The sequence below is a fragment of the Paenibacillus sp. FSL H3-0469 genome, assembly GCF_038051945.1.
Classification (GTDB): Bacteria; Bacillota; Bacilli; order Paenibacillales; family Paenibacillaceae; genus Paenibacillus_AQ.
Genome location: NZ_CP150302.1, coordinates 1,695,317 through 1,722,262 on the forward strand (window position 1 = coordinate 1,695,317; position 26,946 = coordinate 1,722,262).

The 26,946-nt window shown below is 53.6% G+C and carries 31 protein-coding genes; all 31 read right to left on the bottom strand.

What is annotated here, in order from left to right; genetic code table 11:
- Positions 1-93 precede the first annotated feature (93 nt).
- Positions 94-519, bottom strand: a complete 426-nt coding sequence (locus NSS83_RS07465) for a DUF2487 family protein (protein ID WP_341184981.1) — start codon at positions 517-519, stop codon at positions 94-96.
- A gap of 121 nt (positions 520-640) precedes the next feature.
- Positions 641-820 carry an IDEAL domain-containing protein gene (locus NSS83_RS07470; RefSeq protein ID WP_341018363.1) on the bottom strand — a complete coding sequence of 60 codons (180 nt, stop codon included), beginning with the start codon at positions 818-820 and terminating at the stop codon, positions 641-643.
- 18 nt (positions 821-838) lie between these two features.
- The gene (locus NSS83_RS07475) at positions 839-1,345 is read right to left on the bottom strand and encodes a gamma carbonic anhydrase family protein (protein ID WP_341184980.1); all 507 of its coding nucleotides are present in this window, start codon (positions 1,343-1,345) and stop codon (positions 839-841) included.
- Between the two features lie 11 nt (positions 1,346-1,356).
- Positions 1,357-2,445 carry a hypothetical protein gene (locus tag NSS83_RS07480; protein WP_341184979.1) on the bottom strand — a complete coding sequence of 363 codons (1,089 nt, stop codon included), beginning with the start codon at positions 2,443-2,445 and terminating at the stop codon, positions 1,357-1,359.
- Between the two features lie 90 nt (positions 2,446-2,535).
- Positions 2,536-3,123 (bottom strand): histidine phosphatase family protein, encoded by a 588-nt coding sequence (locus tag NSS83_RS07485; protein WP_341184978.1) that lies wholly within the window; start codon positions 3,121-3,123, stop codon positions 2,536-2,538.
- 147 nt (positions 3,124-3,270) lie between these two features.
- Positions 3,271-3,714, bottom strand: a complete 444-nt coding sequence (locus tag NSS83_RS07490) for a hypothetical protein (RefSeq protein WP_051478164.1) — start codon at positions 3,712-3,714, stop codon at positions 3,271-3,273.
- Positions 3,715-3,865: 151 nt separating this feature from the next.
- Entirely contained in the window at positions 3,866-4,453 is a 588-nt protein-coding gene (locus NSS83_RS07495; protein ID WP_341184977.1) for a sigma-70 family RNA polymerase sigma factor, read from the bottom strand.
- A 665-nt stretch (positions 4,454-5,118) separates the two neighbouring features.
- The gene (locus NSS83_RS07500; RefSeq protein WP_341347974.1) at positions 5,119-6,213 is read right to left on the bottom strand and encodes a prephenate dehydrogenase; all 1,095 of its coding nucleotides are present in this window, start codon (positions 6,211-6,213) and stop codon (positions 5,119-5,121) included.
- 59 nt (positions 6,214-6,272) lie between these two features.
- Positions 6,273-7,370, bottom strand: coding sequence for a histidinol-phosphate transaminase (gene hisC / locus NSS83_RS07505; protein ID WP_341347975.1), 1,098 nt, complete (start codon positions 7,368-7,370; stop codon positions 6,273-6,275).
- A 23-nt stretch (positions 7,371-7,393) separates the two neighbouring features.
- Complete coding sequence (gene trpA, locus NSS83_RS07510; RefSeq protein WP_341184974.1) at positions 7,394-8,218, bottom strand: tryptophan synthase subunit alpha; 825 nt, start codon at positions 8,216-8,218, stop codon at positions 7,394-7,396.
- Positions 8,215-9,414, bottom strand: a complete 1,200-nt coding sequence (gene trpB, locus NSS83_RS07515; protein WP_341184973.1) for a tryptophan synthase subunit beta — start codon at positions 9,412-9,414, stop codon at positions 8,215-8,217. The genes trpA and trpB overlap by 4 nt, the downstream gene beginning before the upstream one ends.
- Positions 9,411-10,091, bottom strand: a complete 681-nt coding sequence (locus tag NSS83_RS07520; RefSeq protein ID WP_341347976.1) for a phosphoribosylanthranilate isomerase — start codon at positions 10,089-10,091, stop codon at positions 9,411-9,413. The genes trpB and NSS83_RS07520 overlap by 4 nt, the downstream gene beginning before the upstream one ends.
- Complete coding sequence (trpC, locus tag NSS83_RS07525; protein WP_341347977.1) at positions 10,084-10,914, bottom strand: indole-3-glycerol phosphate synthase TrpC; 831 nt, start codon at positions 10,912-10,914, stop codon at positions 10,084-10,086. The genes NSS83_RS07520 and trpC overlap by 8 nt, the downstream gene beginning before the upstream one ends.
- The gene (gene trpD, locus NSS83_RS07530) at positions 10,904-11,944 is read right to left on the bottom strand and encodes an anthranilate phosphoribosyltransferase (RefSeq protein ID WP_341184970.1); all 1,041 of its coding nucleotides are present in this window, start codon (positions 11,942-11,944) and stop codon (positions 10,904-10,906) included. The genes trpC and trpD overlap by 11 nt, the downstream gene beginning before the upstream one ends.
- Positions 11,945-12,022: 78 nt before the next feature.
- A complete protein-coding gene (gene trpE, locus NSS83_RS07535; protein ID WP_341018336.1) occupies positions 12,023-13,576 on the bottom strand; it encodes an anthranilate synthase component I in 1,554 nt (517 codons plus the stop codon).
- A 353-nt stretch (positions 13,577-13,929) separates the two neighbouring features.
- Positions 13,930-14,301 carry a chorismate mutase gene (gene aroH, locus NSS83_RS07540; RefSeq protein ID WP_036698124.1) on the bottom strand — a complete coding sequence of 124 codons (372 nt, stop codon included), beginning with the start codon at positions 14,299-14,301 and terminating at the stop codon, positions 13,930-13,932.
- Positions 14,295-15,398: a 3-dehydroquinate synthase gene (aroB, locus tag NSS83_RS07545; protein WP_341184969.1), complete on the bottom strand. Its 1,104-nt coding sequence runs from the start codon at positions 15,396-15,398 to the stop codon at positions 14,295-14,297. The genes aroH and aroB overlap by 7 nt, the downstream gene beginning before the upstream one ends.
- A 1-nt stretch (position 15,399) precedes the next feature.
- On the bottom strand, positions 15,400-16,569 hold the full coding sequence (aroC, locus tag NSS83_RS07550; RefSeq protein WP_340752883.1) for a chorismate synthase: 1,170 nt from the start codon (positions 16,567-16,569) through the stop codon (positions 15,400-15,402).
- A gap of 182 nt (positions 16,570-16,751) precedes the next feature.
- Positions 16,752-16,928 (bottom strand): hypothetical protein, encoded by a 177-nt coding sequence (locus NSS83_RS07555; protein WP_341150924.1) that lies wholly within the window; start codon positions 16,926-16,928, stop codon positions 16,752-16,754.
- A gap of 108 nt (positions 16,929-17,036) precedes the next feature.
- Entirely contained in the window at positions 17,037-17,840 is an 804-nt protein-coding gene (locus tag NSS83_RS07560; RefSeq protein WP_341347978.1) for a protein-glutamate O-methyltransferase CheR, read from the bottom strand.
- Between the two features lie 28 nt (positions 17,841-17,868).
- Complete coding sequence (gene ndk, locus NSS83_RS07565) at positions 17,869-18,312, bottom strand: nucleoside-diphosphate kinase (RefSeq protein WP_036727303.1); 444 nt, start codon at positions 18,310-18,312, stop codon at positions 17,869-17,871.
- Between the two features lie 111 nt (positions 18,313-18,423).
- Positions 18,424-19,392 (bottom strand): polyprenyl synthetase family protein, encoded by a 969-nt coding sequence (locus NSS83_RS07570; protein WP_341347979.1) that lies wholly within the window; start codon positions 19,390-19,392, stop codon positions 18,424-18,426.
- Entirely contained in the window at positions 19,389-20,249 is an 861-nt protein-coding gene (locus NSS83_RS07575) for a menaquinone biosynthesis protein (protein ID WP_341347980.1), read from the bottom strand. The genes NSS83_RS07570 and NSS83_RS07575 overlap by 4 nt, the downstream gene beginning before the upstream one ends.
- Positions 20,246-20,854, bottom strand: coding sequence for a flavin prenyltransferase UbiX (locus NSS83_RS07580; protein WP_341347981.1), 609 nt, complete (start codon positions 20,852-20,854; stop codon positions 20,246-20,248). Before NSS83_RS07580 ends, NSS83_RS07575 begins: the two co-directional genes overlap by 4 nt.
- On the bottom strand, positions 20,851-21,726 hold the full coding sequence (locus tag NSS83_RS07585) for a UbiA-like polyprenyltransferase (protein ID WP_341184965.1): 876 nt from the start codon (positions 21,724-21,726) through the stop codon (positions 20,851-20,853). Before NSS83_RS07585 ends, NSS83_RS07580 begins: the two co-directional genes overlap by 4 nt.
- Positions 21,719-22,471 carry a demethylmenaquinone methyltransferase gene (locus NSS83_RS07590; RefSeq protein ID WP_341347982.1) on the bottom strand — a complete coding sequence of 251 codons (753 nt, stop codon included), beginning with the start codon at positions 22,469-22,471 and terminating at the stop codon, positions 21,719-21,721. Before NSS83_RS07590 ends, NSS83_RS07585 begins: the two co-directional genes overlap by 8 nt.
- A gap of 3 nt (positions 22,472-22,474) precedes the next feature.
- Positions 22,475-23,344, bottom strand: coding sequence for a heptaprenyl diphosphate synthase component 1 (locus NSS83_RS07595; protein ID WP_341184963.1), 870 nt, complete (start codon positions 23,342-23,344; stop codon positions 22,475-22,477).
- A gap of 115 nt (positions 23,345-23,459) precedes the next feature.
- Positions 23,460-23,999 carry a hypothetical protein gene (locus tag NSS83_RS07600; RefSeq protein WP_341347983.1) on the bottom strand — a complete coding sequence of 180 codons (540 nt, stop codon included), beginning with the start codon at positions 23,997-23,999 and terminating at the stop codon, positions 23,460-23,462.
- A 107-nt stretch (positions 24,000-24,106) separates the two neighbouring features.
- Entirely contained in the window at positions 24,107-24,355 is a 249-nt protein-coding gene (gene mtrB, locus NSS83_RS07605) for a trp RNA-binding attenuation protein MtrB (RefSeq protein ID WP_051478165.1), read from the bottom strand.
- Between the two features lie 102 nt (positions 24,356-24,457).
- Complete coding sequence (locus NSS83_RS07610) at positions 24,458-24,730, bottom strand: HU family DNA-binding protein (protein ID WP_019909963.1); 273 nt, start codon at positions 24,728-24,730, stop codon at positions 24,458-24,460.
- 354 nt (positions 24,731-25,084) lie between these two features.
- Positions 25,085-26,563, bottom strand: a complete 1,479-nt coding sequence (gene spoIVA / locus NSS83_RS07615; protein WP_036727319.1) for a stage IV sporulation protein A — start codon at positions 26,561-26,563, stop codon at positions 25,085-25,087.
- Positions 26,564-26,946: the final 383 nt, after the last annotated feature.

Consider the following 26,946-nt stretch of genomic DNA (forward strand, 5'->3'; position numbering starts at 1 on the left):
TAGGGTCCAAAACCCGTCAAGAATATTGTCTAAATTGTGACAGGCGTTTTAGGTGCTTTTTTTATAAATTGTTGATTTTCCGTCACATTTAACTCATTTTTCATTCTGCCATAAGGCCTGGATTTCACTGCGTACATACGCGCTTACCTCAGCCCTGGAATCAGCCACTATCTCAGGCAGGCAAAGGAGTAAATCGCTTTCAATAAGTTTCTCCCCGCGCAACCCTTCATTAGCAGACATTACGATTACATACTGGAAGCCGCTGGATTTGACTTTTCGGCAAAGCTCATTCACATGAGCTTCCATTCCGGGCCCGGCATACTGTACCGCCGGATAAGTCACAACCCTCCCCTTATACGGCTGTTCGGCCAATTCCAGGAAATCACGCTGCCGTTCAAGTAACGAGGCGGTCTCAGGCGGAGTTTCCGTACCTTGAAGTCCGCTATACGGAATGATGCACGTATCATAATAATGTCCGTCGGTCTCCCAGGCTCTACTGTCAAAATCACTGAATTTCATAGATTCGCCCCTCTAGCCGCATCCCGCAGCATGCATTTTTACTTTAAAAGCATCATAAACAAGTGTATTCAGCTTGGCAATCCTTAAATTAAAAAAAAAAGAAATGCGCCAGGCGCATTTCCTATGCCAAACTTTTCAGTTCTTCAGTCAGATTCCGGAAAGCCGCCTCATCACCGGCAGCCAGCGCCGTGTCGATCTCCAGGTACAACATGTCGGTACGACGCTTTCTTAACGCTTCATCCCACACCATTTCCGCAGCCAGCCCCAGCATCACTTCATAAGTAGCCTTCATTTTGTCCATTCGATACACCTCCGCTGTTTAAGAAATTCCGTATTCCAATGCCTTCTTCACATAGCTTTCACTTGTGCGTGCCATCCTCAGCAAATCCTGCTCAGTCAGTTCACGGACCACTTTGGCCGGTGTGCCCAAGGAGAGTGTGTACGGAGGAATGATTTTGTTCTCGGTTACAATGGAGCCGGCTCCTACTAAAGCATATTCACCAATCTCTGCTCCGTTCAGTACAATTGCACCCATTCCGATTAATGTGCCCTTGCCTATCCGGCAGCCGTGGATGATTGCTGAATGCCCGACCGAGATGTCATCCGCAAGCACCAGCGGCAATCCTTCCGCCACATGGCCGACCACACCGTCCTGGATATTGCATCGCTCCCCGATGATCACCGGCGCCAGGTCACCGCGAAGTACGGCGTTGAACCAGACACTGGATTGTTTGCTTATCCTTACATCGCCAACTAGCTTAGCGCCTTCCGCCACATAGACTGATTCGTCAAGCTGCGGTATGTAACTCCCATAGGCAATCCGCATCTCTCTCCCCCTTACCTGAGCAGATGCTTCGGCACAGCCGCCTCACATCCCCAGGGTGTCATCATGACCATTGTTCCTGCGGGTTCCTCACCAAGCTTAAGCATGCCCAGATGCAGCATCATCCGCAAGATGCGCTGTTCGAGAATGGAAGCGGCATCATCGTAATAAAAGGGCTTGATCAGCCAGCCGATTCCTTCTGACAGCGAGGCTGTGGTCACCCATCTGCCGGCACTTAGACTGATCCAGTAGACCAGCGAAGGCAAATTGGGAATAGCCCCTTTATACAGTCTTAACCAAAAGGAGAATAACTGCATCAGCTTTTCCGATTTCCCCTCCGCCAGAAAATGCTCGCCTGCAGCTGTAAGCTGCAGCCTGTAGCCTTCCTCGGAGATCCAGCGGCGGTGGCGGGCATAATCATACAGCAGGGCAAATCTGGGCGGATAATGCTCACAAGCCCTGCCGTAGCCGAACCTCCAGCCGCCCTTGCCGAGCAAAGGCTCCGCAATCTGCAGCGCATTCATCACTCCCTGCTGATTGCGCTTATATAGCGCGCCTTCCTGGTTCAGCTCAGGCTCATTCTCCTTCACATACCGCAGGAACAGCAGCAGATCTCCGGCCAGCAAATCCCCCTCCCCCCTGTACACTGCCGGCTCCGGAACAGGAATAATCCGCTGCTGCAAATACTGGCCCATCTGCTCACGGAAGCGCTTCTTCAGATCCAGCGGAACCTGGAACAGATACCGGCTCTGCTGGGAAGCTCCGCTGAACAGCCAGCCGCTGTTCTTAAGCCGGCTGACCAGCTCGCGGTAGTCCCCGCTTTTGCCGGGCGGGGCATCGAAGGAGGCCTGCCTGGCGGCAGCCAGCAGATCCTCCAGGCTGAAGTGGCTGCGTTCATCGAAGAGCAGGCTGTTCAGCAAACGCAGCTCTCCCGGAGAACTCCCCTTAATATGGGACTCCATGAACTCCCGGCTGCCCAAGGTGATCAATATACTCTGAATCAAATCATGTTTGGAATTCCGTTTGCACTCACACTGATAGCGTCCCGCAATGGCGGTTAGCTGACCAATGTCTGCATAAGTGAGCATATCCGCCAGATTCATCTCTCATCGCCTCACTGTTTTACTACCATTATGGGAAATACAGCCCTTTTTATTCCTTTTGCCGCAAAAAAAATAACCCGAAGGGTCGGGTTAATGCTGTTTTTGTAAAATATGGCGGGAACAGTTGTATAATAAAGGATTCCATTCCTGCTCGTTCTTCTCCAAAATCGTGAGAGAGAGATTGCCGAGCCGTTCGGAATATTTGTCTTTGTAAAGTGCGGTGTAGAGCTGTGCCAGGAATCCTCCATGGGAGATGACCAGGACATTCTTACCCGGGAAGCGGGCCGTAATATCCTCCAGGAATGCAAGACCCCGGACCTGAAGCGCCTCATCACTCTCCTGCCCCAGAGACAGCAGCTTCCAATCCTTGCCCCATTTGGTTTCACGGGCTTCAGCCGTCATGCCTTCCACCTGGCCGTAGGCACGCTCACGGATACGGTCATCCGGCTCAAGTAGAGGAATACCCAGCTTGGCCGCTACGATCTTGCCGGTCTCTGCTGCACGCGACAGGCTGCTGGTAATACAATAGTCCCAGTGGTAAGGCTCCTGCAGCAGCCGGTCGCCCAGCATCTCAGCCTGCCGTCTGCCTTCATCATTCAGCGGAATATCACTTTGTCCCTGAATTTTACCTACCGCATTCCAATCCGTCAGCCCATGGCGTATTAAGCCGATCAGCATCGCCTATCACCGTTCCCTTCCCTTTTATGTTTGCTTACTAATGTAACACGAATGAAAACAAATGTCTTCTTTTTTAGAACAAGCGGAAACATATAAATCCTATAGTCAAATCAAAAACCCTCTTCTCCATATTCGGGAAGGGGGTTCTCATTGTCTGCGGTACCGGTTCAGACGGACCAGCAGGAATATGGATAATCCGACGCCCAGCGTCGACAATACCATCCAGTACTGCGGATGTGCAGGGCCCATATTGGCCACCAGCGGCTCAATGATCCCGCCCTCAGACTCCACCGGATAGGAAGAAGACCAGTCCAGGGTTAAACCTGCCACACCTGTCTCGACGATTCCGCTCTGTGCCGCCGTCGTATTCGAGGGGGTCTTGAACACGGTGAAGTATAAGAAGCTGGAGATAAACACCGCTAAGAAACAGGCAATCCAGAGGCTTAAGCGATGCCGGAATACTGTAGAACTCCCCGCAGACTTCCCGTCACCGGGCATAAGCCAGGGGCTCTCCAGATAGATCCGCTCCATAACCTTACTGTTAATCGCTTCTGCCCGCTCATCGCTGACATCGAATCTTGTATCCTGCATAAGCTCACTGGTCTCCTGCCACAGCGCCCATTCGGCACTGCAGTAGGAGCAGGTTGCGATATGTCTCTCAAGTCTAATCCGCCTGGGATCTGTGGGGGGAGCGTCCCACAAGTGTGGAATGGAATCCTGCGCTTCCCTGCAATTCATAGGCTTACACCCTCTCAGCCTGCTCTTCAACTTCAGGCTCATAGAAATAGGATTCGAGCTGCAGCTTCACACTGCTCCTAGCCCGGAACAGCAGTGACTTCACAGAGCTGACGCTCTGCTCCAGAATCACGGCAATTTCCTGGTAATCCATCTGATCATATTCACGCAGAATCAGCGCAGAACGCTGCTTCTCCGGGAGTTTGTTAATCGCTTCGCGGACGAGCTCCATCCGTTCCTTACGCAATGCTGCCTGTTCCGGGGCAACATCAAGCGGTGCCACAGGCGTATACCCGCTCTCTTCGAGCGACACATTCCCGGCACGGTTCTTACGAAGTTCACTCAGCACTGTATTGCGGGCAATCGTGTACAGCCATGTGGAGAAAGAAGCATCCACTTCCCGGAAGGAATGAAGACTCCGGAAGGCTTTGTAGAAGGTCTCTGAACAGAGGTCTTCGGCAATCAGCTCCATATGGGAGTTCTTCAGCATGTGGTACACAAACGCCAATATCTTGCGTTGATATCGCCGCATGAGTTCCGAGTATAATTCTGTATCGCCTTGCTTGATTAGCTGGATCAACTGGGAATCCGTCATGGTGAGTCGGCCCTCCTCGCCCTTGCACGTGTAATCCCGTCCGGTCCGTATCTACTTATACCGGGCAGGTAACAAAAAGTTGCGGCATTACTTCAAATTTGCAGCACAAAAATCCAATCTTCCTATGTATATTCAACTTACCGTTATTTAAGGCTTGGTGTATGTAAATACTGAAAAAAATTCGCATATTTACAACTTTCATTCTTTTCAAGTCAGAAGAAAGGCAGCATTCTGCTTACAGGACAACACAGCCCGTCTCCACTTGTTCAGCAAGCGGTTACCTATACTTGGAAGGAATCTATAAACATACTTAACCCAGTATAGCACAGTTTCTAACAGGAGGAAATTAATAGACTTTGAGAGAAGCACAGACAGGCCGGTGAAAGCGGTGTTATTTTCTTTGAATAAAGTGTTGACAAAATGTAAACGGATACATATAATAAAAGTACAGTATGGTTTCTCTCCACTCCTATCCAAACACTACACGGTTCCAAGAAATTGTGAACTGTAACCGCTTATTATGTAAGCGGTCTTTTTTTTGTCCATTTTTGCGAACATTTGGGTGTTTACTGAGCGCTTGTTTACTGCTGGAGCGTGGGCATCACCCTAGAGAAAGCTGTTAGTGTTCAAAAAAAGAGCCTGGGCTTCTGGCCCCGGCTCTTTTTTTACATATATACGGTATAATCATTCTCCTGCAGCAGAACTCTGGCCCGCTCCATGTCATTCTCCTGGCGGAAAGATAAGCGCATGATCCCGGGAACATCCTCACGGCTCTCAATAATCTGCACGTTGCTAAGGTTGATACCCTGGTCGCCCAGCTCCGTAGCAATACGGCCGATAATGCCGGGGTGATCGGGAACATCAATATGCAGATCGAACAGCGGAGTGATCATTCCCTTGCGCCGCTCAGGCAGCTGGCTGCGGAATTGATTCGCCTCCTGGAAGGCTGACTCGATCCCTGCACCATCCCCGCTCTCCAGCAGATGGATGAACGAAGACACCTCATCGTTCCAATCCTTCAGCAGCCGCAGCATCACAGAGCGGTTATTCAGCAGAATATCGCGCCAGATGATCGGATCGCTCGAAGCAATGCGGGTAATATCACGGAAGCCCCCTGCAGCCAGCGTGCTGTACAAGGAGTCCGAATGGTCATATGCATGAATCTGATTCACCAGGGCTACCGCAATAATATGCGGCAGATGGCTGATCGCTCCAACAATCTCATCGTGGCGCTCCGGATCAAGCCGGACAATCTGCGCTCTAGTATGTAGCAGGAGCGACTCCAGAGCCTGGTATGCCGCTTCAGGTACGCCTGGAGGGGGCGTAAGCACGTAGTACGCATTCTCAAACAGTAAGGAGGAGGCTGCCTCTACGCCTGAACGCTCCGATCCGGCCATGGGATGGCCTCCGATGAAATGTACACCGGGAATATCCAGTGCAAGGGCACATGCGGCGATGCTAGCCTTGGTACTGCCGACATCTGTAATGATGCAGCCCGGCTTCAGCGGCAGCCTGCTTAACCGCTGAAGATAGTCCTCAAGCATGCCAACCGGCACACACAGAAAAATATAATCCGCATCCAGTGCAGCTTCCTCTAGTGATAATGTAGCCTGATCAACCACACCTCTGCTCACATATTTGGCAGCAGATTCAGGGCGGTGGGCATGGCCAACAACGGTCAACCCCTCCTTGCCTTTGAAGCAAAGGGCTAGTGAGCCGCCGATCAGGCCGACACCGAAAATTGCTATTTTTGTCGTCATGTTCTTAGTACTACCTGCCTTCTGTGGTATCGTCAATCCAGCTTCTGAGCCTTTTGCGGTTATGCGCGAATTTCCTGCTCCTTCAGCGCTTGCTCCAGAGCAGCTACGAAGGCTGTGTTCTGCTCGGTGGAGCCGATGGTCACCCGCAGATAGGTCGGATACCGGTGGAAGCCTGTTCTGACGATGATTCCTTGGCGCAGCAGCGTATCAAAGACTTCAGCGGCCGGTTTGCGTACATCCACCATAATGAAGTTGCCGTGGGCCGGGAACGACGTCAGCCCGAGACGCGTGAATTCCGCCTGGAGCTGCACAATCCCTGCACTGTTAAGCGTACGGCACTGCTGCACATATTCCTGATCGGAAAGTGCCGCCACTGCAGCCACCTGAGCCAGGCGGGTCGTATTGAACGGCTCACGCACCTGATTAATCAGGGAAATGACCTGCTGGCTGGCTACACCATAGCCGATACGGAGCGCAGCAAGACCATAGATCTTGGAAAAGGTACGAAGGACTACCAGATTAGGATATTTGTCAATCAGCTGAATACCGTCAGTGTAGCTGAGATCGGTCACATATTCGTAGTAGGCCTCATCCAGGACTACCATCACGCCGGCAGGTACTGCATCCAGGAACGAAATCAGAGCATCCTCAGGCACAATGGTACCGGTCGGATTGTTCGGATTACAGATCCAGACGATCTTGGTCCGGTCAGTAATCTTCGCCAGCATCGCATCCAGATCATGCGTTCCGTCCTTAAGCGGGACTTCTATGGTTACTGCCCCTTCTATATCGGCATTGCTCTTATATACAGAGAAGGTCTGATCGGCCATAATCGTCTCGTCCCCGGGCAGGAAGAAGGCACGGGCAATCAGAGCAATAATCTCATCCGATCCGCATCCGAAAATAATACGGTCGCCCGCCACGCCCAGGTGCTTAGCCAGCGCTGCCGTCAGCTCCGCGGCAGAGCCGTCCGGGTATAAAAAGAGGTTATCCAGCTCCGCTACAATAGCGGCCTTTGCACTTGGTGCAGCCCCGTAAGGGTTCTCGTTGGATGCCAGCTTAATGACTTCGCTTAAGCCCAGCTCCTTCTTGACTTCTTCAATGGGTTTCCCGGGCTTGTAGACAGGAAGGTCAACAATATTCGGTTTTGGATTCATGGGTGATCCTCGCTCTCCAAAAGTTAATTAGGTCTTAATTGTGCCACAAATTCACGAATTTGCAACAGTCCGGCGCTTCTCGTCTGCGGCTGGGACAGCAGGGGAATAACCTCCTCCACCTTGCGGACAATGGCGCTGCCCACTACTACCCCATCACAGATCTTGGCAAAACGGGATACCTGTTCTCCAGTGGAGATTCCGAATCCTACAGCAATCGGCAGGTCCGTAGACCGGCGGACGGACGCAATGAACTCATCTACTCCGCTGTGGAAGCTAGAGCGTTCCCCGGTTACACCGAGCGAGGATACGCAATAGACAAAGCCGCTGGCGCCGGATACAATCCGGGCAATCCGTTCGCTGGAGGTCGGGGCTACGAGCGGAATGAGATTCACTCCGGCGGCATGGCTGCGTGCACGCATGTCTTCTGATTCCTCAATCGGCAGGTCGGGTATAATCAGCCCGCTGATCTCATGGGTATTCAGCTCCGCAAAAAACGTATCCAGCCCCATCTGCAGCACCGGATTATAATACGTGAACAGGATGAACGGCAGCCCGCTGCCTGCCTGCCTTGCTTTCAGCGCCGTCTCCATACAGGTGCGCAGATGAACCTTGCTGCGAAGCGCTCTAGCGGACGCCCGCTGGATAACCGGACCGTCGGCAAGCGGATCGGAGTATGGAACGCCAAGCTCCAGGATATCCGCTCCTGCTGCCTCCAGCTCGGCAATAATATCCAGCGTAGTCTCAAGATCAGGATCGCCTACGGTAAGGAACGGAATAAGGGCAGTACGGCCTTCCGCCTTGAGCCGGTTAAACGCCAGGTCCATCCGGTTCGTCGTTTCAGTTGTCATTGCTGCTCCGCCCCTTCCGTATAAGCCATAATGGATTCGACATCTTTGTCGCCGCGTCCCGACAGGCAAATCACCACAATATCATCCTTGGTCAGCGTCTTGCCAAGCTTCACCACATGGGCAATGGCATGAGCCGATTCCAGGGCGGGAATGATGCCCTCCGTCACGCAGAGCAGCTTCAGCGCATCCAGCGCTTCCGCATCGGTCACCGGCACGTACTGGGCACGGTGAATGTCCTTGAGATAGGAATGCTCTGGCCCAACGCCCGGATAATCGAGTCCGGCCGATATGGAATGGGCCTCAATGACCTGTCCATGCTCATCCTGCAGCAGATAGCTCATTGAGCCCTGGAACACGCCATGGCTTCCTTTGCTCATGGTTGCTGCATGGAAGGGTGTGTCTACGCCTTTACCGGCAGCTTCAACACCGATCATCCCCACCTGCTCATCCTCCATGAACGGATAGAACATGCCGATAGCATTGCTGCCTCCGCCTACAGCGGCAACCAGCAGATCCGGCAGACGCCCTTCGGCCTCAAGGATCTGGCGGCGGGTCTCATCCCCGATAATCCGCTGGAAGTTACGGACCATCATCGGATACGGATGGGGACCTACCGCAGACCCAAGCACGTAGAACGTATCTTCTACGTTACTCACCCAGTAGCGGAGTGCCTCATTCCCGGCATCCTTCAGCGTTCTGGAGCCGGAGGTCACCGGAATAACCTCTGCCCCGAGCAGCTTCATCCGGAAGACATTGAGCGCCTGGCGGCGGGTATCCTCTTCACCCATGAACACCTTGCATTCCATACCGAGCAAGGCGGCTACCGTAGCTGTAGCTACTCCGTGCTGGCCTGCGCCGGTTTCGGCAATCACCTTGGTTTTACCCATCATTTTGGCCAGAATGCCTTGTCCGATCGCGTTGTTGATTTTGTGGGCGCCTGTATGATTGAGGTCCTCCCGCTTCAGATAGATCTTGGCTTCGCCAAGCTGCTTACTTAGCCGCTCTGCATAATACAGCGGGGTCTCGCGGCCCGAATACTGCTTGAGCAGATAATCTATTTCCTCCTGAAAGGCCGGGTCTGCCGAGAATTTATTATAAGCCTCTTCCAGCTCAATCAGTGCAGTCATCAAGGTCTCAGGAACGAAGCGGCCTCCAAAAGAACCAAAACGTCCATTTTTGTCCGGTACTTGTATCATGATTGCTTCACCCTTTCTACGAAAGCTGTCATTTTAGCAATGTCCTTACTGCCGTTACTCTCTACTCCGCTGGAGACATCCACGCCATAAGGGGCGTAGCCATCCAGCAGCTCGTTCACATTGTCCGGATGCAAGCCTCCGGCTATAAATAAAGGCAGCGCATGCTTCGCCGCCGCTTGCTGGTATAAGGGGATCTGCTCCCAATCAAAGGTACGGCCCGTTCCGCCGCTGTCCTGCGGATCATAGGTATCCAGCAGCAGCGCATCAATAGTGCCTGCATAGCTGTCCAGCAGAGCCTGAACCTCATCCCCCGCATCAGAACTGCGTCCGGCAACCGAAAGGGCCTTCCAGACCTTAACCTGGGGAAAAGCAGCCTTGACCTCCGCACAGAACTGCGGACTCTCTTGTCCATGAAGCTGCACAACATCCAGCGGTACCGTTCTCAGCAGCTCTGCCAGCTCAGAAAGTTCGGGGTTAACGAATACGCCTACCGGGCGGGGCGCAGGCTCAGACTTCCAGTTTCCCAGCTCCGCAATCAACTCCGCAGCCACACCCGCGGTAACTCTCCGGCGGCTGGGTGCAAACACCAGGCCCACATAATCGAGCGGCAAACTATTCATAGATTTTAGCACTTCAACGCCCTGAAGTCCACAGATTTTTACGAGAGGTTCAGTCACGCTGCACACGATCCTTCCCGGCTGGAAGCGGACCGAGCAGCTGATGGATTGCCTGCTCTACATCCGGCTGGCGCATCAGGTATTCTCCGACCAGCACACCGGTTGCCCGTGTCTTGCGGAGATACGCAATATCCTCCGGCCCGGTAATCCCGCTCTCGCTGATTACGGGAAGACCGGCTGGCAGCAAGGCTGCCAGCTCCTCCGTAGCGGAGAGCGATGTTTCGAACGTTTTGAGATTCCGGTTATTGATGCCCAGCAGAACCCCGGGATGTTCAGCCTTACCAGTAGACAATACCGTCTCCAGTTCAGTGCGGTCATGGACCTCAATCAGGATATCGAGCCCAAGCGCGGCAGCGGTGTCCGTGAACGCGGCGAGCTGCTGCGGGGTCAGAATGGCCGCAATCAGCAGAATGGCATCTGCACCAAGCAGCCGGGCCTCATAGATCTGCTTCTCATCGATAATGAAGTCCTTGCGCAGCAGCGGAAGCTGCACAGCCTCTCTTACCTGCTGGAGATACACGCCGCTGCCCTGAAAATAATCCTTGTCCGTCAGCACGGACAGGCAATCCGCGCCTCCCGCTTCGTAACCCCGGGCAATCGTCACCGGATCAAAATCGGCCCGGATCAGCCCCTTGGACGGTGAGGCCTTCTTCACTTCAGCGATCAGCCCCATCTCCCGGTTCCGGCGTTCAGTCAGGGCACTGCGGAAGCCTCTTGTAGCAGGCAAACCTGCAATGGAGCGCTCCGCCGCAGCGAGCGAGAATTGCACGCTTAACGCTTCTACCTCTTTCACTTTCGTGGCAACAATCCGGTCAAGATACATAATCAAGCTCCTTTGTCATCGCTTTTAACTGTTCCAGCTTGCGTAGAGCCGCTCCTGAATCCACAACCTCTCTGGCACGGTCCACGCCTTCCTTAAGTGTATCGGCAAGACCGGCGACATAGATGCAAGCTCCGGCATTCGCCAGTACGATATCACGGTACGGATTGATATTACCCTCCAGCACGGTAGTGATAATCGCCGCATTCTCTGCGGCATCCCCGCCCATTACATCCTCCAGCGGATGCTGGCTGAGGCCAAGCTCCTGCGGTGTAATTACGTAGGTGGTGACGACGCCCTGCTTCAGCTCGGAGACCTGCGTCGGTGCCGAGATGCTGATCTCATCCAGGCCGTCCAGGCTGCTGACAATCATCGCCCGCTTGGAGCCCAGCTCACCCAGGACCTTGGCCACCGTCTCTGTCTTGTTACGGTCGTAGATGCCCATCAGCTGCCGGTCTGCTCCGGCCGGATTGGTCAGCGGACCCAGCATATTGAAGACCGTCCGCACACCCAGCTCACGGCGGGGAGCAGCGGCATGCTTCATGGACGGATGATAGATTTGAGCGAACAAGAAGCAGATGCCGATACTATCCAGACATTGCCGCGCCTGCTCTGCATTCAGATGAATATTGACGCCAAGCGCCTCCAGCACATCTGCACTGCCCGCTCTGCCGGACGCCGAACGGTTGCCGTGCTTCGCCACTCTTACAGAAGCAGCAGAAGAGATGATCGCCGAAGCTGTGGAGATATTGAATTTATGAATGCCGGAGCCGCCCGTGCCGCAGGTATCCAGCAGCTGGCTCCGCTCAGTAAGCACCTGTGTGCCGAAACCGCGCATTGCCTCTGCGAAGCCGGTGATTTCTTCAACGGTCTCCCCTTTGATCCGCAGTGCGGTCAGCAGCGCACCGATCTGCGCCGGTGAAGCTGCACCTTCCATAATCGTGCCCATAATCTCGCGGGCCTGCGTACGGGTAAGATCCTTTCCCTCGATTAAACCGGCAATTCCTGATTGTAGTAACTGGCTTGCGTCCATGGTGGATGTCCTCCTAAAAGTTTTAAGTTTTATGGAGCATTCTCTGCTCTTCTGATCTCGTCTCTGCTAATTCCCGGCTCACGGGGTATATTCGTACATATAATCCTGGTTAATGACCTGTTTTTCCTTCACCTCGGCGGGGAACATTGCTTCCGCCATACGGATGGCCTTCAGCATTCCTTTGGCCTTGTTCACCGTCTCCTCATATTCCTTCTCCGGCACCGAATCCCAGACGATTCCTGCTCCGGCCTGCACGTAAGCACGGCCCTTGCGGAAAATAATCGTGCGGATGGTGATGCAGGAATCCATGTTCCCGGAGAAGCCGAGATAGCCGATCGCTCCGGCATAAGCCCCGCGGGCTTCCCGCTCCAGCTCGGCAATAATCTCCATTGCCCGCAGCTTCGGCGCTCCCGATACCGTACCTGCCGGAAGGCAGGAGAGGAACGCATCGAAGAAATCCTTATCCTCAGCCAGCGTTCCGGTCACATTCGAGACTAGATGCATAACATGCGAGTATTTCTCGATCTCCATGAACGTATTGCATTTCACGCTGCCGAATTTCGAGACCCGGCCCAGATCATTGCGGCCCAGGTCGACCAGCATCAGATGCTCCGCACGTTCCTTCTCGTCCTCAAGCAGCTCTGCGGCGAGCTGATGATCCTCAGCCGCGCTCGCTCCGCGCGGCCGGGTTCCGGCAATCGGCCGGGTCTCCACCCGTCCGCCATCCACCTTGACCAGCGCTTCCGGCGAGGTGCCGACGATGATCTCCTCATCCATTTTCAGATAATACATGTAAGGAGAAGGATTCAGAATGCGCAGCATCCGGTACACATGCAGCGGAGAGACCTCGGTCTCGATATGCATCCGCTGTGACAGCACCACCTGGAAGATATCTCCGGCACGGATGTATTCTTTGGCCTGCTCTACGTTGCTTATATACTGCTCCTTCGTGAGATTCGAGTGAATCTCTCCCAGCTCGATATCCTGCGGAATGCTGCGGCGGTTGACGTTCTCCTTCGGGCCTTCCTTTTGCAGCTCCTCTGCCAGATTCACTAAGCGGTTGCTCAGTTCCTCGTAATTGGCCCGGATATCCGAATCCGTATCGCCATCCTTAATATGAAGATTACCCACCAGCAGGATCTGCTGCTTCACATGATCGAAGACGATAATGCGGTCACAGAACATAAAGCGGATATCATCCATATTCAGGTCATCTACCGCATGTGCGGACAGCTTCTCGTAATACTGCAGAAGATCGTAGCCGAAGAATCCGATGGCTCCGCCTGTGAACGGCGGCATGCCGTCCAGCTTGGGACTGCGGTAGGAACGGAGCAGCGCTTTCAGCTCCTCGACAGGTTTGCCGGACAGCTGTTTTTTCTCGCCGCCGACCTCCACCTGGATCTGCCCCTTTTTGCCGGAGATCATCAGGAACGGATCACTGCCGATAAAAGAATAACGCGCCCACTGAATGCCGCCCTCTACACTCTCCAGCAAAAATGCGCGGTCCTGCTCGGCAAACCGCTGGAACAGCCGGATCGGCGTTTCCATATCAGCCAGCAATCTTGTTACAACAGGGATCAGATTATATTCGCGCGACAGCGACACCACTTCTTCAATGCTCGGATTCGTCACTTGGGTAACCTCCTAGGGGGATAACGGATAGGGTCCGAAATACAGAAAAACCTCTACCGGAGTAGAGGTTTGTTGATAGTCAGTATGTGAATAAGCACCTGGGACCGGCATGAACAAAGCCGAATGCAAGAGATTCCTCCATGGATACAGGGATAGCGCAGATGCAACTTATCATAAGTTACGGCTATACAGGTATGCCAAAAAAGAACACTGACAATCAAGGGTCTGCTCTGCTATAGGTCCTACACTCAGCTCAACTATACTCTACTCAACTCATTCTAAACTCTGCTTTACTCGGCTAACTTCACTATACATGATGACGGTAGTCATTGACAACCCCGTAACTATAATTATTACTTGCTCTGTGAGAGATCCGGGCGAAGCCGCTGGGCTTCATTCAGATACACATGCCGGATATCGCGCTGGGATTTGTCGGTATTCACCTGCACCATCAGGCGGATGCAATTCGGCAGGCTGCCCTTCACAGGGATCTCCACGGAACACATCAGCGGAACCATCTCCCAGCCTTCAATCTCACGGATCGCCCGTGCCGGGAAGGTTGCATCCAGATCGGTGGTCATCGTAATCCACACACTGCAGATATCCTCTGCGATCACATCATTGCGCTCCACAATCTCCCTCAGCAGGATCACCGTTTCACGTAAAATTTCCGTCTCTTCATTCTGGGTTACGGTTGTTGCACCGCGTATGCCCCGGTTCACCATGGGCTCCCCTCCTTCTTAAGCTGGGCTATGACCTCTGATACATCGCTTGCCTGCACATCACTGATGATGCTAACTTCACCAATGGCCTCCGGCACGATAAAAGTCATTCGGCCTTCCTTGAATTTCTTGTCATGCATCATCGCATCCATCAGCTCTTCCCCGCTATACTGCGAAGGAAGCCGGGTGGGCAGTGACAGGGCGGTAAGCATGGATACAGTATCCTCGTAGATCTGTCTGTCCCGGCCCAGCTTCGCTGCGAGCAGAGCAGATCCGGCCATCCCGATGGCAATCGCCTCTCCATGCAGGAAGGTTCCATAGCCGCCGACAGCTTCGATAGCATGTCCGATGGTATGGCCCAGATTCAGAATCGCACGCTGCCCGTGCTCGCGCTCATCACCGCCGATTACGTCCGCCTTGATGGCACAACCGCGTTCCAGCGCATATCCCAGCGCCTCTGGATTCAATGCCAGCAGCTCATCCGCATGCTCACGGCACCAGTAAGCGAACTCACGGTCCAGGATCAGCCCGTGCTTGACCACCTCAGCCAGGCCTGAAGCGACCTGCCGGGGTGGAAGCGTAGTTAAGGTATCCAGATCATATACCACCATAGAAGGCTGATAAAAGGCGCCCAGCATATTCTTGGCCAGCGGATGGTTAACGGCCACTTTGCCGCCTACGCTGCTGTCATGGGCGAGAATGGTCGTTGGAATCTGCATGAACCCGATTCCCCGCATATAAGATGCGGCAACGAAGCCAGCCAGATCCCCAACGACTCCCCCGCCAAGCGCCAGCACGGCTGAGCTGCGGTCCAGACCGCCTTGAATGGCGGTGGTAATAACTTCTTCATAGACAGCTAGAGACTTCGAAGCTTCACCTGCCTGAATGACATGGCTGATTACCGTATATCCGCTGCTGCGGAGGGAGGCCTCCACCTGCTCCAGATACAGCGGCGCTACTTCCGTATCACTCACCACCAGCAGCGGGCTGCGCTGCGCGAACCCCGCTTCGGTACAGCGTTCACCGATACTCTGCAGCAGACCGCTGCCGATATAAATCGGATAAGAACGTTCGCCTAAGTCAACAGTAATGCTGCGCATCCTAGTAGCTCTCCAGCTGGGCCAGGTAATTATTATAGTTCGCGCGGATCTCTTCCAGAGAGTCCCCGCCGAATTTGTCCAGGAACGCCTTGGCAATCTCCCAGGCTACTACACTCTCCAGTACGACACAAGCTGCCGGAACGGCACAGGCATCTGAACGCTCCACCTGGGCTGTGAACGGCTCCTTCGTATCGATATCCACACTCTGCAGCGGCTTGTACAGCGTCGGGATCGGCTTCATTACCCCTCTGACGACCACTGGCATTCCATTGGTCATTCCGCCTTCGAACCCGCCCAGCCGGTTGCTCGCCCGGTAGTAACCCTTCGAGGCTTCATACATAATCTCGTCATGGACCTGTGAGCCGCGCAGCTTCCCGGCTTCGAAGCCGATTCCGATCTCCACGCCCTTGAAGGCATTGATCGACATCACGGCTCCGGCGATGGCACCATCCAGCTTGCGGTCGGACTGTACATAACTGCCAAGGCCAATAGGCAGACCTTCGACAATACATTCCACAATCCCGCCGATGGAGTCGCCTTCTTCCTTGATCTTGTCTATGTAAGCCTCCATCTTCTGCTCTGTCTCCTTGTCCACTACCCGCACAGAGGATTCTTCAGTCCGGGCAATCAACTCATCGATAGGCAGATCATTAGCAGGTGCTTCAATCTCTCCGATCCGGATGACTTGTCCGGCAATCTTCACCCCGAAGGCTGCAAGCAGCTGACGGGCTACTCCGCCTACGGCTACTCTTGCGGCCGTCTCACGGGCGCTGGAGCGCTCCAGCACGTTACGCAGATCGGTATGATTATACTTAAGTCCGCCGTTCAGGTCCGCATGACCGGGACGCGGACGGTTCACCCGGCGCTTCTCTTCGTCACTGCCCGGAATCGGCTCAATGTTCATAATGTTCTTCCAGTGTGTCCAGTCCTTGTTCTCCACAATGAGCGCTACAGGAGCTCCGGTAGTATAGCCGTGGCGTACACCGCCGGCAATCTGGGCAGTATCCTTCTCAATCTGCATCCGGCGTCCGCGGCCGTAGCCCTTCTGTCTCCGGTGCAGCTGGAAATTAAGTTCTTCAAAGTCAAGTGTTAAATTACTGGGCAATCCCTCAATAATGGCAGTAAGCTGGGGGCCGTGCGTTTCCCCCGCTGTTAAATAGCGCAAACTCATGCTGCGTTCCCCCTTCACACTTTTGGACTGTAAACCGCTAAAATGTTAAATGTCTTTGCTTATTATAGTATAGGCTCTCCGCTTTGACAAGAAAGCAATAGCCCGGCCCGCTGCTTCCCGCTGAACAAAACAAGCGCCGCTCCTGCTCTTTCGAGTAGAAGCGGCGCTGCTGTGCTCCCCGTTCAGGAGCCTGTCTCCAGAGCGTCGCTGCCGGGTGCCGGAAGACGGCTGCCGGTTCTGCCCTCTTCCGCAGTAAGCAGGCTCTGGAGCTGCAGCTCCTCGATGCCGAGAATCTGCCCGCATTCGCGGACGGTGAGGAACCCCCGCCGGTACGCGGTGATGACCTTGCTTTTGTCCATCTGGGTTAACGACCTTTCACTTGGCGTTAGGTTTCTTCCTACTTCCCAGTATCACTGAAAAGCGCCTAAAGTATACCTTGCACCAAGCGAGCCCCCATTAGACTAAAGCTATTTCTTGCGGTAAAAGAAGGTTTCGGTCGACTCGAAGCCATACTGCGCCGGTGTAAAGATCTGCTCCGTGCTGCCCACGAACAGATAGCCCCCCGGACGCAGACTGGCCGAGAATTTATGATACAGCTTATTCTTGGCTTCTTCGGTGAAGTAGATCATGACATTGCGGCAGATAATCAAATCGAAGCCTTCGTCGAATTTATCCAGCAGCAAATTCTGCTTGCGGAAATCAATATTCTTCTTCAGTCCTTCGCTGACCTTGAAGACCGGTCCTTCCGGTGTGAAATACCGGTCTGCCACATCTTTGGGCACATCCTTCAGGGAGCGCTCCAGATAGATTCCCTGCTTGGCTTTGGCCAGCGCCCCGTCATCAATATCTGTAGCCAGAATCCCGGTCTGGGCCAGAATATTCTTGTCTGAAAGAATCATCGCCAGCGTATAAGGCTCTTCCCCCGTTGAACAGGCGGCACTCCATAGCTTCAGTCTGCGGCCGGAACGCTGAAGATCCGGCAGAACCACATCCCGCAGCACTTCCCAGCGGTTCGGATTCCGCCAGAATTCGGAGACATTGATCGTCATGCGGTCCAAAAACTCATAGAACAGAGCCTTGTCCTTCATCATGGCCGCATAGAATTCGTTAAAGGTATTGTAGCCGTTCTTCATACGGAGCGTAGTCAGCCGCCGCTTCATCTGTGCTTCCTTATACTGCGCAAGGTCAATGCCTGTGCTTTGTTTGATATTATGAATAAATCCGGTGTAATCAGGGTCCGGGGTTAATGAGGATTCTTCACGTTCAGCCATAATAATTCTCCTGTCTCCTGCCCGGATCTTACATCCAGGCTGCGATGTCTTTATGATACTGTGCCAGCTCATCCGGAGCGAAGAAATTGGCGATCTCACGTGCTGCACTGTCCGGTGAATCCGATCCGTGAATCAGATTAAGCGGAGTATGGCTGGCATAATCCCCGCGGATGGTGCCCGGCAGAGCCTCACCGACCTTGGTTTTGCCGATCAGCAGACGCGATAACGCGATGACATCATCGCCTTCCCATACCATGGCGAACACAGGGCCGGAAGTGATGAAGCTTACCAGCTCCGGGAAAAAATCCTTGCCGTCGTGCTCCGCATAATGCTTCTTGGCCTGCTCCTCAGTCACGGTAATCAGCTTGGCAGCGACCAGCTTGAATCCCTTGTCTTCCAGACGGGCGACGATGCGCCCGATCAGTCCGCGCTGTACACCATCCGGTTTGATCATCAGATACGTTTGTTCCATAGAGTCACTCTCCAATTTCCCTTATTCTAAATGAATGGGCTGTTTATGGTCTGATATTATCAGAAACCCCGGCATCTGTGAACGTAAATTTGCAGTTGAGTTCTTATATTTTCAATAAGCCCGGCCGGTCACGAAAAAGGCGATATCGCGCAAATTGCGCTTCGTCCGGTTGCTGGGCAGCTGCTCCAGTGCATCCAGTGCCTTGGCGATATAGCGCGAAGCTAACTCCTCCGCACGGGAAATTCCGTCGCCGGAGAGAATCAGGTCGATCGCGCGGCCCCCCCCGCTATTCCCTTCACGAATCGCTTCAAGCTCTTCAAGCAGGCGGCTGCGGAGCCGCTCATCCTGCAGACTATAGATGACAGGCAGAGTAATATTCCCCTGCCGCATATCGCTTCCGGGCGGCTTGCCAATTTGCTTCTCCGTTCCGGAGAGATCGAGCAGATCATCACGGATTTGAAACGCCATCCCAACGTTATATCCGTAATTATAGAGGAGCCTGGCTGTTCCCGGCTCCGCATCTGCAGCCAGAGCGCCAAGCTGACAGCTGACGGCAATCAGCAGCGCTGTCTTCCGGCGGATTCTCCGCAGGTAATGGCGCACGCTCTGTCCGCTGTTGAAGAAGTCGCGGATCTGCTCCATCTCTCCGATGGACATCTCTACCATCGCTTTGGAGAGAATCTGATGAATCAGGGGATTCTTCAGCCCTGAAGTCATCACAAGTGCCTTGGCATAAATATAGTCACCGGTATACATGGCGATCTTGTCGCCCCATTTCGCCTTGACGGTTGGCTCTCCCCGCCGGAGCTCCGCATCGTCAATGACATCATCGTGGACCAGCGAGGCGCTGTGAATCAGCTCCAGCGGAATAGCGACGCGCTTCAGCTTTTCGAGATCATAGGTCCCGAATTTGCCGCCCATCAGCACGAATACCGGCCGGAGCCGCTTGCCCCCTGCTCTCAGCAGATGCAGCGAGGTCTCGCTCAGCAGTTCATCATCCCCCTGGACACTGCGGTACAGCTCTTTCTCAATCTGATCCATATCTTTGTTCAGCAAGCCGAATATTTGCAGTCGCTTCATTCTTTCACCCGTGTCAGCAGATTGTGGCTCCAAAGCTCCATCTTCACTTCCTGCGGCAGCAGGCCCATTTCATAGGCATAGCGGAAATAGAGGTTCAGACCTTCCTGCTGCCTTTCCCCAAAGTCATAACATAAATTACGGAAGTAATCTCTCCAATAGGCGGCCGTGCCCCCGATCGTGCAGCAGGCTTCGTGAATTACCGGTCCCAGATCATTCAGGCCGCGTCTCTTGCTCCGCTCGAAGGCTTCGGCAATCTCGGCAATAGCCTCAGGATTCCGGGCCGCAGCCTTGCGGTTAACCGCCCATACAGCAAAGGTCATACTATGGCCGGTCCATTCCTTCCACAGCCCGCCCAGATCCGTCACTTCATAGCCCTGATCCTGCCAGGAGGCACGAATGGCATGGTCACCAATCAGGAGTCCGGCATCCGCCTGCTGCATCATGATGTTCAGATCGGGATCGCTGCTAATATACTCCGGGCTGGCCCCTAAGGCCTTATGCATCAGAATCTTCAGCAGATTGACCGAGGTAGCTGAGGTGTTCGTCACGGCTATCGTTCCGCTGCCAAGCTGCTGAAGCGGCTTTTTGGAGAAGAGAAATATCGACCGCACCGGACCGTCCGCGCTGACGGACAGACCGGGCAGCAGCAGCAGCCGGTCGCTGGACGTAGCGTAAGCAAAGGAGGATAAAGCCCCAACATGAATATCGCCTGCTGCCATGCCCCGGTTAAGCACGGCAGGCACCTCACTCACCATTTCAGCAGGAAAGCTTAAAGCAGAGGGGTCGAAATAATGATAGACCGGCCATGAATTGGTGTAGCTGATTTTGCCGATGACGGTGTGTTCCAGATCTGTCATCCTTCATCCCCCCATCTGCGAAATAAAGCATGCTCTATCCCGAAGCTGTCAAGCACCTTACCGACCATGAAATTAATCAGATCATCCATAGTGGCAGGACCGTAATAGAACGCTGGCATTGCCGGAATCAGCTTGACGCCCATCCGCGACAGCTTCAGCATATTCTCCAGGTGAATCGCATGCAGCGGTGTCTCCCGGGGCACCAGAACGAGCGGACGCCCTTCCTTCAGCATGACATCTGCAGCCCGCGTCATCAGATTATCCGAGCTGCCATGCGCTACAGCAGACAGTGTTCCCATCGAGCAGGGCATAATAATCATCCCCTCTGTCCGGAAGGAACCGCTGGCAATCGAAGCACCGATATCCTGTACCGGGTGATACAGAAGAGAACCGGGATAGCTGCCGAACTGCTCGTTCAGCAGGCCTTCCCGGTCAGTTACAGCATAACCCAGCTCCTCCTTGAAGACACGCCAGCCCGCATTACTGACAACCAGATGTACTGTATAACCGAGGGACAGGAGTGTCTCTGTCAGCCGGATGCCGTAGATCGCACCGCTCGCACCAGTAATGCCAACCACGAAGTTCTTTGGCTTATGTTCGGTCATTTGTAGAACTGCACCACCAGGTCAATCAGAGTAAAGGAAAAGACCACAATGCTAAGTACACCATTCATGGTGAAGAAGGCGGTCTGCAGCTTGCTTAGATCACCCGGAGACACGATGTAGTGCTCATAGAACAGTATAATGTAAGCAATCACCATGCCGGCCACATACCACCAGCTCAAATCGGTGATGAACAAGAGAGAGATGAAGCCCAGTGCTGTCAGCAGGTGAAAGACTTTGGCAATCCCCAGCGCACGCGCCACCCCGAAGCGCACCGGAATCGAATACAGCCCTTCCTTGCGGTCGAAATCAACATCCTGGCAGGAGTAGATGATATCAAAGCCTGCTGTCCAGAATACGATCGTGAAATAGAAGATCATAGCGGTCAAATCTACCGTTCCTGTAACCGCAACCCACCCGCCGAGAGGTGCAAGGGCAATCGTAAGCCCGAGAATCAGGTGACAGGCCCAGGTAAAGCGTTTGGTGAAGGAATAGAGGACCAGCAGAAAAACAGCAATCGGCAGCAGCTTGGCTGACAGAGGATTGAGCTTGAAGGCTGCCCAGAACAGCAAAAAGAACGAGAACGCAATGAACAACGATACCTCTCCAACCTTCAGTAATCCTGCCGGAATCGCTCTTCCCGCTGTCCGGGGATTCTTCGCGTCACTGATCCGGTCGATCAGCCGGTTAAGCCCCATGGCCGCGCTGCGCGCGCCGAACATGGCAACAACTACCCATCCGATCTGGCTCCAGGAGGGCAGTTCTCCAAACATGACTACCGAACCAAGCAAAGCCCCCATAAAAGCAAAGGGTAAAGCAAAAACCGTGTGCTCAAATTTAATCATTTGTAGAAAAATACCGATTTTCTTAAACATTACAGTTCTCCTTGAGTCCAAGATGTAACGCCGCGATGCCACCGTTCAAGGGGAACGATTCCACTTTTGTAAGTCCGGTATCCCGGAAGATCTCCTCTAATTGCTTCCTGTCCGGGAAGAGTGCCAGTGATTCAGGAAGCCATTTATATTGCTCATACCGCTTGGCGAACAGTCTGCCGAGCAGTGGAAGCACACGCTGGAAATAAAAATAATAAATACCTTTGAACGGCTGCTTCATCGGCTTCGACAGCTCCAGGCATACTACCATACCGCCGGGCTTCACCACGCGCTTCATCTCGCTGAGCACCTGAACGGGATCAGGCACATTACGGAGTCCAAAGCCGATCGTCGCGTAATCGAAGGAGTTATCACCGAACGGCAGCTCCATGGCATTCCCCTGAATCAGGGAGATCCGGTCCTGCAGTCCGCGCGCTTCCACCTTGCGCCGTCCTACCTCCAGCATGCCTGCGCTGAAGTCCAGCCCCATAACATTTCCGGTCTCGCTCGCATCCGCGAGGGCAATGCTCCAGTCGCAGGTACCGCAGCACAGGTCCACTGCCGAGTCCCCGCGCTTCATGCCCATCTTGCGCATGGTGAACTTCCGCCAGGCCTTATGGCGCCGGAAGCTCAGAATATCATTCATCAGATCATATTTGCCGGCAATGCTCTCAAATACCGAATGGACAAATTGCTCCTTCGGCTTCTCGCCTTGCGCGCCTGTTACGGTAGCTTTATCTACTGTCATTCTCTAACCCTCCACGGCAGCTTGTCCGGAAATTTTCATTTGCAGAAGCAGGCGGTCCAGTGCTGATCTAAGCTGACCCGCCAGTTCCTCGTCCCTGATGCTCTGCAATAACGACTGAATGGACGCAAGCGAACTATGCAGCTTGTCCGTCAGCAGTGTATCACATTTGCACCTCAGCTTCAGCTTCTGCCAGTCCTTGGGGTCCAGAGTCTGCCCCTTAAGCTGCTGACGCTCCTCTTCGGTCGCCGACTCCATCACCTTCCAGTAAGCATAGCCCGTAAGCGCACTTGCCGGAGCTGCCCCCCGGCGCAATTCCTGGGCTGCCGTCTCACACTGGCTGAATTCGGCGAGCAGCTTCTGCCAGATGTCTCTCAGGGACGCTTCAATCATTGGTGTAAAAGAAAGAAACAGCCTCATATTGAGCTGTACCGTGTGCTTCAAGTATTGTTCAGCCGGGACAAGCGTTCCGCTCATCTTGCCGTAAAGATTGGCCTTCATCACATTGAAATCAGCGATAGCCGTGCTGAGCGTGCCCACCATTTCAATCTGACCGTGCTTCGCAAGCAGATGGTAGAACCAGCTGCTGAAATAATCACCGGCCAGTACCTTCAGCTGGCGGGTGCGCATCATATCACCGCCGGGCTCTTCATGATTCCGGTCAATGCTCTCATGGGTATCCAGTCCAAGCTGGACGAGTCCGGTCACCAGGGTGAACAGCTCTCCCTGCTGGAAGTCTGCCCCCCGGCCTCTGCCGAGAAAAATATATAACAAATGACCCCGCCCGTCTGAGAACGGCGGCAGTTCCGTATGCCGCTGAATCATATCGTAGTCGGTGTAGGGTTTAGCCAGTTGCGGTATGCGGTACGGTTTCATTTTAGCCTCCGAAGCCATTGACGTTTGTCAAAATGATTTGTTCACAATCTTGTCTATTATATCACATGTTTTTTTGTCACGCACGAGTGAAGCCTTCTAGTTTCAATTACCCGGTTCAGGGATAAATGAACTGTTTTTTCCACAGCTCGCTTTCGCTAATGCGGAAGCCGTTCTTCAGGTAATCGGGAAGAGGCGAATTGCCTGCGTTCTCCAGCGCCTCCTGCAGCAGAGGGGTCCACTCGCTGCGGCGGATATCCCCCGCAAGAAGCAGGCGGCGGGTATCCAGCCACTGATCCTCTGCCACCACACGCAGCAGCAGCTGGTCCACGTTCGAGGTCTCCTGAATCGCGAACCCGATTGCCAGAGCCATGTTGCGGTACAGTTCCTGAGGTTCGTGGACATCACCGTTCACCTTGAGATCCAGCGACAATACCCCGTTCTCCCAGCCAGCCTTATCAATCATCAGACTCAGCGGAATCTCACTGAGCGCATCTACCAGATTGTCATTCTCCAGCACCAGGCCCTTCGGGCCTATAGTCTCTACTGCGCTATACTTGCTCTGGGCAGTTAGAACGTTGCCGGCCAGTTGCGGCAGCAGCAGGGTAGTAGCTGCACTAAGCAGCAACGCCGTTCCGATCAGCCAGCTCCGGTTCATAACATGCCCCCTTCTCAATAGTTTCCGCTGCTATGCAGGATTATACGGCACCGCAGAGCGGCCCATATCTAGTTATATTTTGAAAAAAAGCAGGCTATGCCTGCTTTTCAGCTTTCACTCTCTAATTGTCCGTGTTTGCTCCAGATTTCAGCCTTGCCGCGGATTTTCATTGCTGAGGTGTGATCGGTGAATTGGGCAATGAGCACCTCGCCTTTGTCCAGCTTCTCCGTATGGTGAAACCGTGTGTCCAGCCCTCTGGTCAGCCCGATGACCTGAACACCGTTCTCCTTAGCCTTGACTACGATATAGTCGCTGCCGGACGGTGCAGGATTCACTTCATTCTTCTTCTCAGTCATTGTAATCCTCCTCAACGTTTATGAGCCTCTCAAAAACAAATGCCGCCTTGGAAGGCGGCATCGTTGGTATTCAAGGACTATGGGGCAGATATGTAGAAATCTTTATTTGATTCCGTCTTTCAGCGCTTTACCGGGTTTGAACGCCGGTACTTTGCTTGAAGGAATTTCGATTTCTTCACCAGTCTGCGGGTTGCGGCCTTTACGTGCGGAACGTTCACGCACTTCAAAGTTTCCGAAGCCAACCAGCTGAACCTTATCGCCGCTTTGCAGTGCACCTGTGATTGCTTCAAAAACGGCATCTACCGCTTTCGTAGCGTCTTTTTTGGGAAGTTCAGTTGCTTCTGTAACTACGTTGATCAAATCTGATTTATTCATGTCTTCTCACCTCCCTGGTTAAAAGTTCCGGTATCATACACTCTTTCCGTTTCAACGTAAAATATACGTGATAATCCCGTTTATTACTAGGGTACTGGCACCTCTCTTCTAGAAGCGCAACAAACTTATAGTAATACAGCCCAACCATAATATCAAGGCGTTCCTCAAAAAAGGAGCAGAAAGTAGCAATTTTCCTTTCATTCCGCTGCAATTGCGCAGTCTATTACTACCAGTTATGCCGTAAAAACGGAAGCTTTCCAGGGAGAATTCCCCTTTTCCACTCTAGCAGCATTGGACCCGGAAATAGCAAAAGAGCGGGAAATGCTCCCGCTCCAAAGGACAAGCTTATTTCATTTAGAGGATGATGGCAATCAGGCCGCCCGAGCCCTCGTTGATAATCCGGCCCAGCGTTTCCTGCAGCTTGTAGCGGGCATTGTCCGGCATCATCGCGATCTTGCCCTGAATGCCCTCGCGGACTATGGAATGCAGGGACCGGCCGAAGATGTCGGATTCCCAGATTTTGATCGGGTCATTCTCAAAGTCCTGCATCAGGTAACGGACCAGCTCTTCACTCTGTTTCTCTGTACCGATGATCGGCGAGAACTCTGACTCGACATCCACCCGGATCATATGGATCGACGGTGCCGTAGCCTTCAGCCGGACTCCGAAGCGGGAGCCTTGACGGATCAGCTCAGGTTCATCCAGCGCCATTTCGGCCAGCGAAGGTGCAGCGATGCCATACCCCGTGGTCTTAACCATTTCCAGCGCTTCCGAGAAGCGGTCATATTCACGCTTGGCGTGTGAGAAGTCCTGCATCAGCTGGAGCAGGTGATCCTTGCCGCGAATCTCGACCCCGACTACCTCCATCAGCACCTGATCATACAGCTCTTCGGGAGCATAGAGGTCGATCTCGGCTACCCCTTGGCCCATGTTCATGCCGCTGAGGCCTGCCCGGTCGATGAAATCATATTCGGTGAACTGGGAGACCAGGCGGTCCACATCACGCAGACGGCGGATATCCTTCACGGTATCGCGGACAGAATTCTCATAGCTGCTGCGCAGCCAGTGATTCTCGCCCAGCACCATCACCCAGCTCGGCAGATTAACATTAACTTCATGTACCGGGAATTCATACAGCACTTCACGCAGCACGCCGGTTACATCGTCCTCGGTCATATTCGCAGCGCTAAGCGTCATCACCGGAATATCATATTTGAGGGCAAGCTCACTGCGGAGCTGCTGGACTTCCTCACTGCGCGGCCGGGTGGAGTTGATGACCAGCACGAACGGCTTGCCGACCTCCTTCAGCTCTGCGATCACGCGCTCTTCGGAATCGACATACGAGCTCCGCGGAATCTCGGCAATCGTACCATCCGTAGTGACTACCACACCTAGAGTCGAGTGTTCCTGAATGACCTTGCGTGTCCCGATTTCAGCCGCTTCCTGGAAAGGAATCGGTTCCTCGAACCAAGGCGTCGAGATCATGCGCGGACCATTCTCATCCTCATACCCTTTTGCGCCTTCCACTGCATAGCCTACACAATCGACCAGCCGGACGTTAACCTCCAGGCCTTCGGCCACCTTAATCTGCACCGCATTGTTGGGTACGAATTTAGGCTCGGTAGTCATAATAGTTTTGCCTGCCGCACTTTGCGGCAGCTCGTCGACCGCTCTTACGCGGTCTGCTTCACTGGTGATGTTCGGCAGAACAATCGTTTCCATGAAGCGCTTAATGAATGTCGATTTCCCCGTGCGAACCGCGCCGACGACGCCAAGATAAATGTCTCCGCCGGTACGCTCGGCAATGTCCTTGAAAATATCCACTTTTTCCAAAAGAGATCCCCTCCTCATATTACTCCGAAGAAAAAATGCCTGAAGAGCATCGACTTCGCGTTCCGCCGGCAAACTGACCCTTGCAGGACAACCACCGGACTAAGCTTTGCCCGCCCGAAGCCTAGCTTACTTGCCTGAGGCGAAGCAAGGTTGCCCCGCGCTAAACTCCGAATGCTCGGACATGCATTTGGACTAGTATCATCATATGTATCCGTAACGGATTTATGACCAGCGTCCGCGCATTTTTGCATCTGAAATTTCGTGTACCCCATCTAGCTCGCCACTGCGTCAAGACACCCGGAAGTCTTCTCATCAAGTCTATGAGGGCGGCCTGCGGCCTAGAACTACTATCCTTCTGAGACTCCCCATAGCAAAATAGCAAA